Genomic DNA, 15,714 nt, shown 5'->3' on the forward strand with positions numbered 1-15,714 from the left:
CCGGTGCCGAAAGGAATTGCCATGTCGCGTATCGACCGTAAAGACCAGATCATCGCCGCCGCCCTGGAGCTGTTTCGCAGCAAGGGGTTTGCCGATGTGTCCACCCGCGACCTGGCCGAACATGCCGGGCTGTCCCGTAGCCACGTTTATCACTACTTCAGTGATTGGAAGGAGCTGCGCCGCGAAGCCTTTGTGCGGTTTGCCAACGAACAGTTGGACGAAGTGCGGGCGCCTCTGGCAGAAGCACCACCTCTGGAAGCCTTCGTGGGTTTTCTGCGTGACTGCCTTCCGAGCACGGCGGATGCAGGCTGGGCGCTGTGGCTGGATGCCTGGGACGAAGCGATGCAAGACCCGCAAATGGCCCAGGCTTACCTGATAATCAATGCTCAATGGCAAGGCATGCTCGCCGAAGTGATCGAGCGAGGTGTCGCTGCCAATGTCCTGCGTTGTGACTCGCCACAACGCGCTGCCCGCCAGATCTTTGCCGTGGCGATGGGATACGCCGACGACTTGATGCTCAAACCCTCCACGGAATCGGCCGAGGCGGCCTTGGATGAAGTGATGGAAGTGGCGCGGTTGCTGCTGGACTTCCCCGCGTCACCCTAGCCAACAGCTGCAGGCCGATACTGCAACGCTTCCGCCAGATTTGCCCGGGTGATGCTATCGGCGTGCTCAAGGTCGGCTAAGGTACGCGCCACTTTGAGCAGCCGATGGGCTGCGCGCAGGGAAAGCGTCAGCCGTTCACAGGCGTTTTCCAGCCAGCATTCGTCGACCTTCGCCAGCGTGCAGTGCTTGCGTAGCCCCGGCAGATCAAGGAAGGCATTCGCACAGCCTTGGCGTTGCTGTTGTCGATCGCGGGCCTGGGCGACCCGTGCCGACGCCTCGGCCGTGTTATCGCCCGCCTGCCGGGTAGGATTCAACGCGGTGGTTTCTCGCGCCACAGTGAGGTGCAAGTCGATGCGGTCCAGCAGTGGCCCGGAGAGCTTGTTGCGATAGCGCTGGATCTGCTCCGGCGTGCAGCGGCAGCGTCCGCTGGGTTCACCCAGGTACCCGCACGGGCAGGGGTTCATGGCGGCCACCAGTTGGAAGCGCGCCGGGAAACTTACGCGGTCGCGGGCGCGGGAAATTACGATATGCCCTGATTCCAGTGGTTCGCGCAGTACCTCCAACACTTTGCGGTCGAACTCTGGCAGCTCATCCAGGAACAGCACGCCGTGATGGGCCAGGGTGATCTCTCCCGGTTGCGGCTTTGACCCGCCTCCCACCAGCGCCGGGCCCGACGCTGAGTGATGCGGCTGGCGAAACGGTCGGTGCGGCCAATGGCTCAGCGGCGCCAGGCTGACGACCGACTGAATCGCCGCCACTTCCAACGCTTCCTGCTCACTCAACGGTGGCAATAAACCCGGCAGCCGACTGGCGAGCAATGTCTTGCCGGTGCCGGGCGGGCCGCTGAACAGCAGGTTATGCGCCCCCGCCGCGGCAATCAGCAGTGCGCGCTTGGCAGCGAGCTGACCCTGTACTTCGCTCAAGTCCGGGTAAGGCTTGTTCAGGTACAGCAAACCGTCGGATTTGTAGGGCTCGATAGTCTGATGTCCGTTCAGGTGCGCCACCACCTGCAGCAAATGATCCACGGCGATCACTTTCAACCCCGACGCCAGGCAAGCTTCCTCGGCATTCGCCCGCGGCACTATCACGGTGCGTCCGGCCTTGCGTGCCGCCAAGGCCGCCGGCAGCACGCCTTTCACTGCCCGCACTTCGCCGGACAGTGCCAGTTCTCCCAGGCATTCCACGTCGTCGAGCGTCAACGCCGGCACCTGCGCGCTGGCCGCCAGGATTCCTAGGGCAATCGCCAGGTCAAAACGCCCGCCGTCCTTGGGCAGGTCGGCGGGCGCCAGGTTTACAGGCGTCTAGTCTGGTATGGGCGCGAAGAGTTCTGTTGGCCATATGGACGACTGATAGCTTTCGCAAACCGAAGCGAGATTCAAAATCCCTGCGAAAAGAATGAAAACTAGGCAATAAATGTGACGCACGTCACATTTATGTTTTCTTTGGGCGATATTAGATACCGGCGTGGCCGGTAGGCTTGTAACATTACCTGACGCAGAAGCGGCTGTCAATATATAGATAATGTTTGGTGAGGCGTAATGAAGCTCCGTGAGGTTGAGGTAAGCACTCCTAAAATGGGCAAGATGACCCTCAGCCTGATGCGGCTTACAGTCGAACAAGGAGAGGTACTTTTCGATCTCCCTTTCGAGCATGATGTGCACCGAAGACATAGATACGTAATTAAAGAGTTTCCTGTTCTTCGTTGGTCAAATGGCATGCCTTGGCATGAAGCGAACGCATGGTTCGTAAGCCAGGCACCGAACATTCCTCTAGGTGAGCTTTCAATAAGCACACTGCACTCTAACGGCTATGCGCTTTTAGCCTTCATGCGCTTTCTAGAGGCCTCAAATCTGGCTTGGAACTATCTCCCTATTATTGATGCTGAGCGCGCTATCAATAAGTACCGGGGACATTTGATTTCAGAAAGAACAGAAGGCCATATTACTCCGTCCACCACGTCATCGCGTATGGGAGTGGCGCTGAGGTTTTATCGTTGGGCGCAACGAGCCGGACTACTTCACCAGGATTGCTTCGAGATCATCACTCCTGGCGTAATTAACATCCGAAATAGGCTCGGGCCACTAGCGCGAATACCTCAGAATTTTTCGAACCTTTCGATCCCAAATAAAAGCCGAGGCGGTGATGTGGTTGAGGGAGGGCTGGTACCTCTTGAAGTATCTGAACGTGACGATCTCCTTAATTTTGCTAATCATCACGCTTCAATCGAACTGCTTTTGATGCTGAAAGTTGCGTTCGCGACTGGGCTTAGAGTCGGGTCAATATGCGACTTGAAACTCAACACATTAGAGTGGGCGTATGCGGACGCTGACGAAAGGCTTTTTTGGATGCACGTAGGGCCTGGGGTGAAAGGAGCGCCTGTTAAAACGAAGTTTTCGGTTAATGGACGGGTTTTAATAAGCAAAGATTTGTTGGACGAATTAAAAACCTATGTTAAGTCCGTAAGGCGGTTGATGCGAGAAGCTAAAGCATTGGACAGCGACAATCAGCTAGTATTCTTGAACAAGAATGGTAAGAGCTATGGCAGAGAGGGCGGAATGCAAAGCAGTCAGGTATGTGGGCTGCTTTCTAAACTTAAAGTGAAGGCGGTTGCGGCGGGTCTCGATATTTCTGATTTTCACATCCATCGAGCGAGAGCATCATTTGGAACTTACGTCGTGATGGCAGGTATGTCTCTGATGCCGGAGGTTCAGCTGATTTCCACAATCTGTTTCACAAGGGATCTGATGTTGCATAAACATGAATCTGTCACTATGACGTATGTAAGGTTCATCGAGAATCGTGCGATAAAGTCTGCATTTGCAGACGAGTACACTCGCATGCTGATTGGCAGATTTGCCGAGAGTATGAGCAATGGATGATGAGTTCCAGTTCAGAGGTATTGACTACAACGATAGGCAAATACCTCTGACCCTGACCCCGCTGCTTTACTGTGGCGGTGCCGGCTGTGACATGCGAGAGTTCTGGGGAAAAATGCGCCGTAGAGAATTCGGTTCTCCTTCAGTTCACAGGTTTTCTTTAGTAGTGTTGCTCTTTAGGATCCTGTCAAACATTGTGTCAATGGGTGGTAGCTTAACAACGCTAAGATCGCGGGTTGATCGTCTAAGAAGCTTCTACGCGTTCGCTGACTCGCGCCATTTAGAAATAACCAGGAAAAATGTCGTGGGCATATATGTATCCTGGGTTCGCGAGCTATATAGAGTATGTGCGGCTGCTGGTGAAAAGGAAGTCACCAGCGGCGATTACGGAGCGGCTTCTGGCCTTGCTACTTTGCTAGGAGAGGCCACTAGCTTAGGGCGAGATTCGTTTGTTAAGCCTTCTAAATTAAGAGCACCAAGAAAAACAACCAGGGCCTTAGGCGCAAAGGTTGACAGGCAAGACATAGAGCAAGCTAGGAGCTTTGCAGAAAATTTAATCGACATCATGCGCTGTTTGTCAAGCGAGGCGTGCCACTCAGTCTTGCCTATTCAAATTAAATTCCGTAACGGCATCGAAACAGGTCACTACGCGGCGCTTAACCAACATGCGGCAAAGATGCCCTCAACTGCTCATCAGCTGAGCGACACATCAACGTCTGTTAGGTATCCACTTTATAATCTTAGAGTGGAGGCTGAAATGATGATTTTCATAAGTCAGACATCAATGAACCTTGGTGAAGCTGCAAAAATTAAGATGCAAAATTTTAAGTATAAGGCTGCTGGTGCTTTTACGGAGGTTTGGGGCTACAAAGGCAGGAAAAAGGGTGAAGTATTATTTACGATCTACAACGAATACAAACCATACTTCATTAACTACTTAAAGTTTAGGAGCTGTATTGGTCTAGATAAGGATACGGTTTTTTTATTCGGAAAAATTTGTCAACCTGGACACGTTTTGAGCACGAACCCAAATCCACGCTCCCTGATTGGCTTTCTGAAGCGAATCGGTCTTTCCCATGTACCAGCATCCACTTTCAGGCGCACTCGGCAGAACTGGCTTGCTAGAAAGATGGGCGATCCCGAAATGGCTGCGGAAATGGGCCAGCATGATTTAAAAACCTATACCAGGTATTACTCCAGACCGCATCATCAGACTGCTGCAGTTGAGTTCAGCCGGTACTTTAAAAATCTTGATGCATCGCGAGCGGCGGTGATGGATGGTACATGTGGTGGAAACGAGCCACGTCTCATTACGTCAGCTCCCCAGCGCTTGGGCGTGCCCGATTGCATAAATCCAGCTTCTTGCTTTTTCTGCGAAAACTACAAGGGTATTCGCGCGTACGATTATATCTGGTCTATTCTAACTTATGCGAAACTGAAGCGATACGAGCAACTTTGTAACAAGTGTCCAACTGCCGAGCCGAGCGACCTGATTGCGAGAATCAACGAGATCCAGGATCAGTTTAGCGGCCAGGGAGCGGCGTGCGCAGCCTGGTCGGACAAAGCTGAAAAACAGGTTGCTCTAGGTAACCACCATCCAAAGTGGGCCGGTTTCTTTGACATACTACAGGTCAGGTGGACTTGATGCCTGTTTCTATGATTAATGCGATCTCTGAAACACCAAGTGATCCATATGCATGGTGTGGAGTAGACGATGCTCTGAAATTCCCTTTGCCGTCAGACTACCCAATAGTCTCGGTGCGCCTTGGCGACGGAACATATAAAGTTGTCAGCCGTAACGGCGATGACATTTGGGATTTCACTGAGACGGAAGCGAAAATTTGCCGTATTTACATCCAAAACAGTAAATGGAACAAAAAAAACCGTCTTTCGCAAAAAAATGTTCAGATTTTTCGAGATGCTCTTGGCTATTTTTGGTTATCTGACAGACAACAAATCACGGTCTCGACACTGGTGCATATGGCAAAACCGCTTCGGGTATTCTTAGCGGAATGTTCAAAGCGGGGAATCGTCGCGACTGATCTTTTCCAATACCCCAAAATAGCGTCCGAAATCTTCGAAAGCATAACTGGTAAGCAGGCACAAATAGTCATTAGGCTTTTAGCTGAACTCTTTGCAAATCGTGAGAACCTTGGATTTTTTATTTTAAATCCTCAGGCTCTATACGAAATTTCTAAATTACTCCCAGGTAAGGAGTTCGAGCAAACTCCATACATCCCTGTTAGGATCTGGAATTACCAAGCCCTTAGGCTAACCGAGTTTATAAACGATTTCATTGCCGCTTTAGGACAGTTCCAGGCTCTCAATGATCATCTGGTTGAGATATATCGGAATTGCGGTTATGCAGATGCTAGAAAGTCAGATCGGTCTAGGAATGTCTCACCCTTCAATCAGTCCAACAAAGAGCAATATGTAGGGCCATTTGCAGAGATTGCACGCGCCTTCGATATTGATAAAGTTGTAGAGAAATGGATGGTAGCGCCTGGGAGAAGTTTTGATACCATCTGTGGACAGAGTGGGCCTAGGATTATCTCTTCGTATTTGACTGCGGTCACATATGTCGGTCTCCTCTACCTTGCAAACTTTTCAGGGATGCGAAGCGATGAACTGTTGTCCCTCGCAAAGAACAGCGTGATTACGGAGGAGGATAAAGACTTCGGCACTATCTATTTTCTCCAAGGCGGTACGACGAAAACTGTCGTCGATAAGGAGGCGCTATGGGTTACCACTTCATTTAGTGAAAAAGTTGTGGACGTGCTTGCCCAGATATCACTGATGCGCATTGCGTGTGCGGCGGAATTTGGGCGGGGGATCGTTGACGACGATGAAGCGCTTAATCCTCATTTATTTATGCGGGCCTATGAACCTTGGGGGTTAGCAAGGGGGCAGGCTTTGAATATGCCTGTGAGTCTTACGAAAGTGCTTAGGTACGGAGCGTGGCCTACCTATGTCCCGAACCTGTTTGACATAGAAACTCTAGTCATAACTAAGGATGATTTTTTAGAGGCGAAGAAATATACCCCGACGCTGAATCCAGTTAAGTTTTCGATTGGGAATCCTTGGCCGCTAGCCATGCATCAATTACGCCGTACGCTTATCGTCAACGCGGTCGAGGGTGGCGTCAGCATATTTTCTACGCAGTATCAAGCAAAGCATCAGAGTTTAATCATGACTCAGGTGTACGCCAGGAATCATGTTGGCAAGCGTTTGAGTAAGCAGATGAAAGCCGATTTTATGGATGCTGTATACGCTTCCACTGCCGGTTTGGCGAAGGAATTAAGCGAAGATAAGTATGTTTCTAAATATGGACGTGCGCATAAAGCTCGATTGATTGAGTTCGTTGATGTCACTCAGTCAAAAGCATTATTTGAAGGTGCGGTGAACGGAAGCTACTCCATTCGTCAGACATTTTACGGGTTATGCTTCAAGAAAGGACATTGCCCATCAGGAGGTATTTCCTTTGTCGCCGACTGCCCTTCTTGTGCAGAGGGGCTTGGCGACAAGACTAAGACTCCTGCACTTAAGGCCGTACGTGCCCAAGTAGCATCTCAACTACAGGGTGTTGCGCCGGGTAGCAAATTGTATGAGTCACTAAATGTGCAAATCACTATCCTCAGTTCTGCAATCAATTTTTTGGAGCCATGATCATGGTCAAAAGATCCCGTGAGGCTGATCTCCGCGCTGGTTTTGAACGGATGAAGTCCGGCGATGTATTGAGAGTTCCAAAAGGAACCCCAGTAAGTCAAAACAATATCGCGAGAGAAACAGGTATGGAACCGTCTGCGTTCAAGAAATCTCGATACCCTCTCTTGGTTGATGAGGTTCAGCAGTACATCGCACAGCTAGCGGTTGGGGTTACAGACCGTCCTACTAAACCTAAACCCCTGCCATCCCGACCGTGCGCAGATGAGCAGGTACAGAGTGCTAACGCTGAGCGCGACCTTGTCATGTCAAAACTGATGCTTGCTCAAGTGAAAATTATTGAGCTTACGAAAACACTAGCGGATTACGAGGTAGCAGAACAAGAAAGGCTAATGCAACGCAGGCTGTGACATCCATACGCCGTTATCGTCACAACTTGGACTTTGCCTCGATCATGGTACTGTTTCGTGTACCTAGCAGTGACAGGTAGCACAGTGTTTGAGGCAAGTAATCTAGGTTCTATGGGGTTCGCCAGATATAAAGCTTTGAGGGCTTACTAGGTTCCTTTGGCGGTTATCCACGCCTATGCAACCAAAACCGGCGTCGTCAACGCTTCAGTTGAGAGACAGTTGTGAAAATTATTTCAAGTCTTTGGAATATCATCAGCACCGACCGCCGCTCGGAGAGGGAGAAAGCGCGTGAGCGCCAATTTATCCTAGCAGCAAACAAGCTCAAGACCCTCAGGGTGACACCGGAAGGCGGCATGTCCATTGATCCAGAAGAGCTTCGCGATCAGATCGTCGCGGCACGCGAGCAGTTGAAGCATCTTGTCCACAAATCAGATGCACCTAGCGGGCCATCCAGTCCCATGCCAGGCCAGGAAGCGAGCCCCATCGCAGAGGCTCCAGGCGGAGCCATGGACTGTATCGAGGTCGTGGCTTGGCGTAGTTTGCTCAGTGGCGGTGCTGTGCGCTACACGTGCCTCCAGCACGTCAGTACGGGTCGATTCATTGTTGCTGTAGCCAGCCTGTTCTCAGGAGATGCTGAGATCCTTTCGCGTTGTATCGACAGCGATGCTCAAAGGCAGGTCGCATGCGCCCTAAAGAGAGGTGAACTCCACTGGCACCCTACTATAGGTCAGGCGATGGATGCTTGGGATGCAGAGTTCTGACAGAAGTGAAGGGTTGCTTTCCTTGAGCTTTACAAAACCAACGTTCTCAAGGCCTCCTCGAGTGAGGATAATGTCTGTGGAGTCAGCTACTCGCTGACTGCGCAAGCACTAGAGCAGAGCTCTATCAATGACAAAGGGTGGTTCCGTTGATCAAGCAATGTGTAGCAGGACTGGTCGCAATGGTTATGTGTTGCGCGGTATGGGCAGCGAGCAATGAGGATGAGGCGGCTGCGCTGGCTAGTCTGAACGAGGTGCAGAAACTGTACGAGAATCGTCCCCAGGGCACGCCCAATCAGGCGGGCACGAGAACCCTGTCGAAGAGTGACATCAATGACTGCGTGCTTCAGATGACCGAAGCGAAGAACAAGCTCAATGATGTGAAGAAGCAATACGGCTCGACCAAAGCCTACCAGTCCATGCAGACACGTATGCTGACAGGGCAGGTACGAGGTCGGCTGGGAAGCTGCAAGCAGGCCAAGGACACGTTGGGATACTGACGGCGCACCTTCCTCTAAAACGCTGTCATGCGTCGGTATGCTTTGAGCTAGAGTGTTGTGACAAGAGAGAAGCATGGAGCTTACCGATACTATGAGCCCCAAGAGGGTGGGGACTACATGATATCGATGGAAGTGCTGAGCTCGTAGTGCATGCGTTCAAACACCCTGTTGAGGGCCGGGTGGGCATTTGACTCTCTCAGTGCGGTCACCAGTTGCAGTAGCTCTTTGCCTTGTGCCGAAGGCATCTGAACGTCGCAATACACGGTGCCGTCATCGTTAGTCATTCCCATCGAAAAATCCTCGTAGCATGGTCTCCGTTCCTAGCTTATCCGGCTTGTCATTGGGGCGTGCTCCTTCGGGGATGGTCTGTCGTGAACCGAGTCTGCGTCTCGGCCCTCCGGGCTTTCCTCCCGCACGTCTGCGCGCTCCGATTGCCATGTCTACTCAGCATGGATAACGACTAGACAGCGTCCTGCTCGACACCTTAGTCTCCAGCCATGGCAGATGATCTTTCCTAGATGTCGCATCAAATAATCGAGAACGGAGTTTCGAATGACGACTCAGGAGCCCTCACTGGACTTTGCAGCGCTTTCCATCGACAGCAATATTTTGCGCGGTCAGCGTTACAACTTTGACGGCGGTATTCTCAAGCAGCTTGAACAGTTTAACGGAAGCCCTGTACAGATTCTTCAGCCAGACGTTATTCACTCAGAGGGCATCAAGCACCTGGCGTCTGAAATCACTGATGCGCTAAGGGCAGCGAGGAGCAACCTCCGAACTCTGGCTAAATATGCCCTATCTGAAAACATCCAGAGTTTTACCGAAAACTCGCTCAGCCCCGCCTTGAGCGCATCTGCACTGGCTGAAGCGAAGCTAAATTCTTTCTACCAGCGGATCAACGCTCGCGTTATTTCAAGTTCATCAGTTCAGATACAAGATCTGATGAAGATGTATTTCAACGCTGAGCCTCCTTTCGAAAGCGATAAAAAGTATGAATTCCCTGATGCGATAGCGTTGTTAGCACTCAAAGCTTGGGCCGTTAGTGAGAACAAACGAACGGTGGTTGTCAGTAAGGACAAAGGATGGCATGCGTTCGCCCAAAATTTGAAACACCTCCATGTCGTAGGTGATTTAGCAGAGGCATTGGCTCTGTTTCAGCCCCATACAAAGGTCGCAAGGCTGATAAGCCTGTTGCAGGCTGAAGGAATGCTAGAGCACGATAGTCACCTCTTTGAAAGCATAACTAATGCGATTGCAATCCACACCACCGAACAAATGCCAGGGATCGAGGCGAATGCCGTATTCAACTATGAATATGATGACTTCCAAGTCTTTTATCTTTCGCACAAGTTTGCGAAGCCTGAAGTAGGCGAGAAACCAAGAATCAGGATCGTGCTCATTAAAGACGACCTTGTGGTGCTCAGCCTGTCTGCGCTGGTGGCGACCGAGGTGATTGCAACCTTCTCGTTCAGTCAGTACGACTCTATAGATAAGGATTATGTCTCACTAGGCGGCACAATCGAGGAGCGTCCAGTAAGTTATGAGGCCGATGTTCTTATTCATTTTCGAGGCGATTGGAAACATCTAGATCAAGGCCTAAAGCCTATCAAGATCGAGATCGTCGGAGCGATGCAACAGATACATTTTGGAGACATCGGGCCAGATTATTCGAACGATAGGGATGACGAGATCCAGTTGGCATGGGAACAGGAACAGGAGTATCAAAGGCGTCGAGATGAGGACTTGGAGCGCTGGCGGTGAAGCCGCTAAGGCGGCATTGTTCTGCTAGGCTTTAGGCGACCGTGTGTTTCGGTGAATGACTCCGCTAGGACGATGGGTATGACAGTGAAAGGCATGATTCGCACCTTGAAAAGCCCGCATATTCAGTTAACAGTGGTAAATTTTCACCCTAGCACAGTAAGTGGATGCAGGTTTAAATCCTCTGACGGGTAAGGGGGTAAGGATGTCTTTTTTATATGCGTGATCCCATATGAAATTAAATACAAGGAATTAGTATGAAGTACGACGCGAATAAAAGAATCGGTGATTTGGGGGAACTCGTTGTAGCAGCAGCATTTATCAGGAATTTTCGCTGGCCTTGCCGGCTTCAAAATATGGATGTAGGAATAGATGCGGAAGTTGAAACAACTAACAATCAAGGAGTGGCGAGCGGGAAAGTTATCAAGGTTCAAGTTAAAGCCACTATGCGTAGTTTTAAAAATGGCACCAACACCATTTATCCTACTGTGAAGCATGTCAACTACTGGAAAGAGTTTTCTGTACCAGTTTTACTTTGTGCTGTTAGTTTAAGCTCCAATGAAATCCTTTGGAAGCTTATCAACCCAAATGTTAACTATCTCACCAATAAAGGTGCTCGGGTGGATTTTGATCGAGCATCTGACGCTCTGAATGTAAACTCTAGACGCGCAATTGAAAAAATTGCAGTTGAAGGGTTTGATCCAGTTATTCAAATGTTGAATTCAGTTAAACATTCTATCAATAGCTTTTTTGATGCATCCGGCAACTGCACTATCTCAATAAATGATGTAGAAGCCTGTGAGAGGCATGAGCTCAATCGAGAAATGATCAGTATGGCGTATAAAATGATTGGGCTCAGTAATCGCTCAAATGCTCAAGTTCTAGAAAACGTTACTGCTGCTCTGGACAAACGATGGAACATGATTGACGTTGAGCTACATAGACAGGCCCTTTGACTGTTGAACTACGGTATGGCCCTCAGAAACTCATGTTAAATATCAATCAACGACATGCTTTCGTTCTTTCTATTCTGCCGGCTCTTACAATGGAGGTGATCAAGTGCAGAGTGAATATTCGCTATCAGATGTGCTGGAAAGGATGTACGAAAACCAACTTGCCCTTGAGGCGGCCCTGATGGAGCTAACCCTCCAGGTAGAAGCGCGAGGCCAAGCGGATGTGGGGGATAACGTCCGTGGAGCGCTTTACACAATCGGCGAGAACGCCGGCTACATCAAGCAAGGTCTTGCCCGTCTCAAAAAGCTTCCATGACCCAGCCGCTATTTGACTTATCTTAAACGGGTCTCACGCGAGCACTACATAACTGGCAAAGCCGAAATCAACTTCCCCCTCCCAGGATGCAGCACCGGTGGGTGGCACTTCCTGTCGTACTTTGACCGAGAGGCAGGGGTCGCAAAAGTCTCGCTTGCAAAGATTCAGTACCCTGATACAGACGCGTTTTTTTGTGAAACGGGCATCACTGATGTGACTGAGCAACTAAGGGAGTGTGGCTGGCCCGTCGAGGACAGGAGGTTTTTCATGGCTGATCACTACAGAGCCGCAGCGGACATGGTGTTGAAATGGGCATTGAGCGATTCAAGACACTGCAATGTGGAAGTTGCGGAGTGGTTCCCTTCCCCTGAGGCAAGGAGTCGGCTGTTTGGGGTAATGGATCTTGGCAGGCCCGAGCTTTCGGAGCTGCACAGGCTGCAAAAAGTGGAAGCTTAGCTAAGCTCGCAATAGGTTATGACGTCAGGTTGGTCAGGAAGACAGCCGTGTAATACTTGCGAATGAGAGCAATGGATATGCGCAAGAAGTCCCAATCATGGTTTGTCCCGCTCCTTATTCTTTTTGCCGTCCTGTGGGCAGTGGGGAAGAAGGACACGTCTCCAGCCCCCGCACAGTCAGGCGTTCTGAGCGCGCCGAGTACGTTAGCGTCGGCTTCTCCAGCCTCACCATCAGCGCCGCCCCCTGTCTCTGCTACTGAGCACTTTGTGAGTGCTGATAATCTCAATGTCCGGGATCAACCAGCCGGTAAGGTCGTCTCAAAGCTGAAGCGTGGTGAAAAGGTTCAGGTCTTTGAGACCCGTAATGAATGGGCGCGCATCAGCATTGATGGTCAAACTTCGAAATGGCTTTCGTCCAAAAGCCTGTGCAGCGGATCGGGCTGCTACGTCCCGTCGAAACTCAAACCAGTGACCCAGCCAGCACAGCCTGCTCGCCAACAAACACCAGCTTACGGTTTATCGTGCCTGTGTTCCTCTGGAAACGTGTGTATCGGGCCTAGGGGTGGTCGGTACTGCATTACATCAGGTGGAAACAAGCGCTACGGCGTATGAGCGATTAGCAGATGATGTCTTACCGAGGATTACTGTTTTGCAAGTGCTTTGGAGGCATCAAGCACGAGGCCATCTCGGTTCGATTAGTTTCATTGTAGGTAGCTAAGTATTGGTGATGAACTCGTGACCAGCCTGACTCTACATTTCAGGTGGTTCATCCTCCTTTTTTTGACTTTTTCAGCTCAGGGCTAGACATGCACACCATAAGGAAAGTGGTAATCCAGAACTTCAAAAAATTCAAATCGCTCACGCTCGATTTCGAGCCTGGGAAGACCGTGCTGATTGGCAACAATGAGGCAGGAAAAAGCAGCATTTTGCTCGCTTTAGACCTGGCGCTCGGTGGAAGTCGCAATCGAATCGAAGCTTTGGGGGCTGAAGCTCTGCTCAACAAGGATTCGGTGACGACCTTCCTTGCGGGGGAGAAGAGCCTAGAGAAACTACCTGAACTGATAGTCGACGTTTTCCTTGAGGAAGGTGACGACGAAATACTCTATGGAACCAACAATGCCCACCAGCGCCAGACTGACGGTGTGCGCATGATCCTTGCGGTGATGGCCGAGTATGGCGAAGCAGTACAAGCCATCTTGGCTGATGATCAACCGAACTTCCCATTCGAATATTACTCGGTGCGGTTTGAAACGTTCGCAGGCAGGCCCTACGCAGCATTCAATCGTCCCATTAAGCACATGATGCTAGACGGTTCACGCATTGATGGCGACCACGCATCTCGTGAATACACCCGAGCCGTATACGCTTTCAACGCACCCGTAGAAGACCGGTACAAGCTTGAAAACCTGTATCGCCAAGGAAAGCAGGCGTTTACAGGACAACATCTAGCAGCGCTCAACGCTGACCTACCCGCGTATCAATTTGACGTACGGAGTAGCGTCCGGTCGAACCTGGAAACTGACCTAATCATCACGGAAGACAATATCCCGCTTGAGAACCATGGGAAAGGAAGGCAGTGCTTCATCAAGACCGAATTTGCGCTGAGCAAGCACAAGCAAGGAGGATTAGATGTAATGCTATTGGAGGAGCCTGAAAACCATCTCAGTCATTCCTCCATGAAAGCACTCGTCGCTAAGCTAGCGGAGAACAAGAGCACACAGCTTTTCATCGCAACCCACAGCAGCCATATTTGCTCAAGGCTTGATCTTCGGCATGCCCTTTTGATCGGCCCGAATGCAGCTGCTGGCTCACTTAAAGCCCTGTCAACTGACACCGCAGAATTCTTCATGAAGGCACCGGACAACAATGTCTTGGAGTTCGCGCTCTCGAAGAAGGTGATATTGGTTGAAGGTGATGCTGAATTCATCCTGGTGGAAGAGTTCTATAAGCAACGCACAAATGGGCGTCTGCCGCATGTCGATGACGTTCACATAATCTCCATTGGTGGCACCAGTTTCAAAAGGTACATGGAGCTCGCTAACCTGCTTGGAATTCGAGTCGCAGCCATAAGAGACAATGATAAGGATTATCAGAAAAACTGCGTAGAAAACTACATCGACTTCGCTTCGGACAATGCCAAAGTCTTTGCCGACGAAGACAATGAGCGTTCAACCTTCGAAATCGGGTTGCACAACGACAACGTGGAAACCTGCAAGACCGCTTTTGGGCCAGGACGGAAAACCCTTTCCCCCTTGGAATACATGCTGGCCAACAAGGCAGAAGCCGCGTTTGAGCTGCTCAAAGGGAAGCCTGGTGAACTGACCGTTCCGGCCTACATCGCGGAGGCAATCCAATGGATAAACGAGTGATGTTCGCTGTAGCAGGGTCAGGAAAGACCACCTTGCTAGTGAAGCGTCTGAGCCTAGAAAAGCGCGCACTGATAATCACCTACACGGAGAACAACTATCGCCACTTGCGCGATAGCATTATCAAACGGTTTGGCCATGTGCCAAAAAACATCAACCTGCTGAGCTATTTCACGTTCCTTTATAGCTTCTGCTATCGCCCTCTGCTGCAGGTGCATATGCAGACACGAGGAATCAGCTTTCGAGCTCCGCACGCCCGTACGCTAAAGCTCAAGCGGGACAATATGGCATATTACGCCACTACAAGCGGCAGCCTTTACCACAACCGCCTCGCAAAGCTCCTAGAGACCGCTGATGCAATTCCTGACGTGATGGCGCGAATGGAGCGCTTTTACGATGAGTTTTATGTCGACGAAGTTCAAGATCTAGCAGGCCATGACTTCAACCTGCTAATGGCATTAGCGAAAGCCAAACTTGAGATGTTGTTTGTAGGTGACTTCCACCAACATACGTTCGACACCAGTCGTGATGGAAACGTGAATAGCTCGCTACACGCTGACATCGGCAAATACGAAAAGCTTTTTCAAAAGGCGGGTGTGACCGTCGACAAGGAGACATTGAGTCGAAGTTGGAGGTGTGGCATCACCGTATGTGATTTTATTCGTACACATCTGCACATTGATATGCAGTCCCAGCATACTTATGAAACCGAAATCATTCCTCTGGCCAATCAAGTTGATGCTGACGCCGTGCACGCGGACGCCAGCGTGGTGAAGCTGTTCTACCAGGAACATTATAAATACGGGTGTCTGTCTAACAACTGGGGTGCCAGTAAAGGTCTGGATCACTACAATGATGTATGCGTTGTGCTGGGTGCTACTCACTGGAAGGTCTACGAAAAATCCTCGCTTGCCGAGCTCTCTCCACAGACAAAAAACAAACTCTATGTTGCCTTCTCACGGACACGCGGGAGGTTGTATCTGGCGCCCGAAAAACTTTTCAAACGATTTAAAACATATTAGGTCGGAGCCATAGGTGATGATCTCTGGCCTA

At 50.5% G+C, this 15,714-nt stretch carries 14 protein-coding genes and 2 pseudogenes; 14 read left to right on the forward strand and 2 right to left on the reverse strand.

The genetic code is table 11. The annotated features are described in order from the left end of the window. The first annotated feature begins 21 nt into the window (after window positions 1-21). Window positions 22-606, forward strand: coding sequence for a TetR/AcrR family transcriptional regulator (locus WH299_RS10995; RefSeq protein WP_122730149.1), 585 nt, complete (start codon window positions 22-24; stop codon window positions 604-606). On the opposite strand, the pseudogene WH299_RS11000 reads toward WH299_RS10995, so the two are convergent. Next, a pseudogene (locus WH299_RS11000) lies at window positions 603-1,901 on the reverse strand (YifB family Mg chelatase-like AAA ATPase); the annotation flags it as partial. The gene WH299_RS10995 and the pseudogene WH299_RS11000 sit on opposite strands and share 4 nt — an antisense overlap. A 243-nt stretch (window positions 1,902-2,144) precedes the next feature. Between WH299_RS11000 and WH299_RS11005 the strand changes: the two are divergent. The 6 genes from WH299_RS11005 to WH299_RS11030 all read left to right on the forward strand — a co-directional run bounded on the left by WH299_RS11005 (window position 2,145) and on the right by WH299_RS11030 (window position 8,813). Next, the gene (locus WH299_RS11005) at window positions 2,145-3,485 is read left to right on the forward strand and encodes a tyrosine-type recombinase/integrase (RefSeq protein WP_339550264.1); all 1,341 of its coding nucleotides are present in this window, start codon (window positions 2,145-2,147) and stop codon (window positions 3,483-3,485) included. Then, window positions 3,478-5,127: a hypothetical protein gene (locus WH299_RS11010; protein ID WP_339550266.1), complete on the forward strand. Its 1,650-nt coding sequence runs from the start codon at window positions 3,478-3,480 to the stop codon at window positions 5,125-5,127. Before WH299_RS11005 ends, WH299_RS11010 begins: the two co-directional genes overlap by 8 nt. Further along, window positions 5,127-7,148, forward strand: a complete 2,022-nt coding sequence (locus WH299_RS11015; RefSeq protein WP_339550268.1) for a hypothetical protein — start codon at window positions 5,127-5,129, stop codon at window positions 7,146-7,148. The genes WH299_RS11010 and WH299_RS11015 overlap by 1 nt, the downstream gene beginning before the upstream one ends. 2 nt (window positions 7,149-7,150) lie before the next feature. After that, window positions 7,151-7,555, forward strand: a complete 405-nt coding sequence (locus WH299_RS11020; protein ID WP_339550269.1) for a hypothetical protein — start codon at window positions 7,151-7,153, stop codon at window positions 7,553-7,555. 221 nt (window positions 7,556-7,776) lie between these two features. Then, a complete protein-coding gene (locus WH299_RS11025; RefSeq protein ID WP_339550270.1) occupies window positions 7,777-8,316 on the forward strand; it encodes a hypothetical protein in 540 nt (179 codons plus the stop codon). 146 nt (window positions 8,317-8,462) lie between these two features. Continuing rightward, window positions 8,463-8,813: a hypothetical protein gene (locus tag WH299_RS11030; protein WP_339550271.1), complete on the forward strand. Its 351-nt coding sequence runs from the start codon at window positions 8,463-8,465 to the stop codon at window positions 8,811-8,813. A 113-nt stretch (window positions 8,814-8,926) separates the two neighbouring features. Here WH299_RS11030 and WH299_RS11035 read toward each other — a convergent pair whose 3' ends face one another. Beyond that, window positions 8,927-9,103, reverse strand: a complete 177-nt coding sequence (locus WH299_RS11035) for a hypothetical protein (RefSeq protein WP_339550273.1) — start codon at window positions 9,101-9,103, stop codon at window positions 8,927-8,929. A gap of 262 nt (window positions 9,104-9,365) precedes the next feature. Here WH299_RS11035 and WH299_RS11040 point away from each other — a divergent pair, with 262 nt between their 5' ends. The 7 genes and pseudogenes from WH299_RS11040 (at window position 9,366) to WH299_RS11070 (ending at window position 15,683) form a co-directional block, all read left to right on the forward strand. Then, window positions 9,366-10,574, forward strand: coding sequence for a PIN domain-containing protein (locus WH299_RS11040; protein WP_339550274.1), 1,209 nt, complete (start codon window positions 9,366-9,368; stop codon window positions 10,572-10,574). A gap of 254 nt (window positions 10,575-10,828) precedes the next feature. Further along, window positions 10,829-11,527, forward strand: coding sequence for a DUF4365 domain-containing protein (locus WH299_RS11045; RefSeq protein WP_339550276.1), 699 nt, complete (start codon window positions 10,829-10,831; stop codon window positions 11,525-11,527). A gap of 103 nt (window positions 11,528-11,630) precedes the next feature. Beyond that, window positions 11,631-11,840 carry a hypothetical protein gene (locus WH299_RS11050; RefSeq protein ID WP_339550277.1) on the forward strand — a complete coding sequence of 70 codons (210 nt, stop codon included), beginning with the start codon at window positions 11,631-11,633 and terminating at the stop codon, window positions 11,838-11,840. Beyond that, window positions 11,837-12,296, forward strand: a pseudogene (locus WH299_RS11055) (hypothetical protein). Before WH299_RS11050 ends, WH299_RS11055 begins: the two are co-directional and overlap by 4 nt. 77 nt (window positions 12,297-12,373) lie before the next feature. Beyond that, on the forward strand, window positions 12,374-12,907 hold the full coding sequence (locus WH299_RS11060; RefSeq protein WP_339550304.1) for an SH3 domain-containing protein: 534 nt from the start codon (window positions 12,374-12,376) through the stop codon (window positions 12,905-12,907). Between the two features lie 194 nt (window positions 12,908-13,101). Continuing rightward, window positions 13,102-14,664: an ATP-dependent nuclease gene (locus tag WH299_RS11065; RefSeq protein ID WP_339550278.1), complete on the forward strand. Its 1,563-nt coding sequence runs from the start codon at window positions 13,102-13,104 to the stop codon at window positions 14,662-14,664. Further along, window positions 14,649-15,683 (forward strand): AAA family ATPase, encoded by a 1,035-nt coding sequence (locus WH299_RS11070; protein WP_339550279.1) that lies wholly within the window; start codon window positions 14,649-14,651, stop codon window positions 15,681-15,683. The genes WH299_RS11065 and WH299_RS11070 overlap by 16 nt, the downstream gene beginning before the upstream one ends. Window positions 15,684-15,714: the final 31 nt, after the last annotated feature.

The sequence above is a fragment of the Pseudomonas sp. MYb541 genome (genome assembly GCF_037479595.1).
Classification (GTDB): Bacteria; Pseudomonadota; Gammaproteobacteria; order Pseudomonadales; family Pseudomonadaceae; genus Aquipseudomonas; species Aquipseudomonas canadensis.

Excerpts from the sequence above, each read along its gene's own strand:
- WH299_RS10995 (WP_122730149.1), top strand. The coding sequence starts at position 22 with ATGTCGCGTATCGACCGTAAAGACCAGATCATCGCCGCCGCCCTGGAG.
- WH299_RS11005 (WP_339550264.1), top strand. The coding sequence starts at position 2,145 with ATGAAGCTCCGTGAGGTTGAGGTAAGCACTCCTAAAATGGGCAAGATG.
- WH299_RS11010 (WP_339550266.1), top strand. The coding sequence starts at position 3,478 with ATGGATGATGAGTTCCAGTTCAGAGGTATTGACTACAACGATAGGCAA.
- WH299_RS11015 (WP_339550268.1), top strand. The coding sequence starts at position 5,127 with ATGCCTGTTTCTATGATTAATGCGATCTCTGAAACACCAAGTGATCCA.
- WH299_RS11020 (WP_339550269.1), top strand. The coding sequence starts at position 7,151 with ATGGTCAAAAGATCCCGTGAGGCTGATCTCCGCGCTGGTTTTGAACGG.
- WH299_RS11035 (WP_339550273.1), bottom strand. The coding sequence starts at position 9,103 with ATGGGAATGACTAACGATGACGGCACCGTGTATTGCGACGTTCAGATG.
- WH299_RS11040 (WP_339550274.1), top strand. The coding sequence starts at position 9,366 with ATGACGACTCAGGAGCCCTCACTGGACTTTGCAGCGCTTTCCATCGAC.
- WH299_RS11045 (WP_339550276.1), top strand. The coding sequence starts at position 10,829 with ATGAAGTACGACGCGAATAAAAGAATCGGTGATTTGGGGGAACTCGTT.
- WH299_RS11060 (WP_339550304.1), top strand. The coding sequence starts at position 12,374 with ATGCGCAAGAAGTCCCAATCATGGTTTGTCCCGCTCCTTATTCTTTTT.
- WH299_RS11065 (WP_339550278.1), top strand. The coding sequence starts at position 13,102 with ATGCACACCATAAGGAAAGTGGTAATCCAGAACTTCAAAAAATTCAAA.
- WH299_RS11070 (WP_339550279.1), top strand. The coding sequence starts at position 14,649 with ATGGATAAACGAGTGATGTTCGCTGTAGCAGGGTCAGGAAAGACCACC.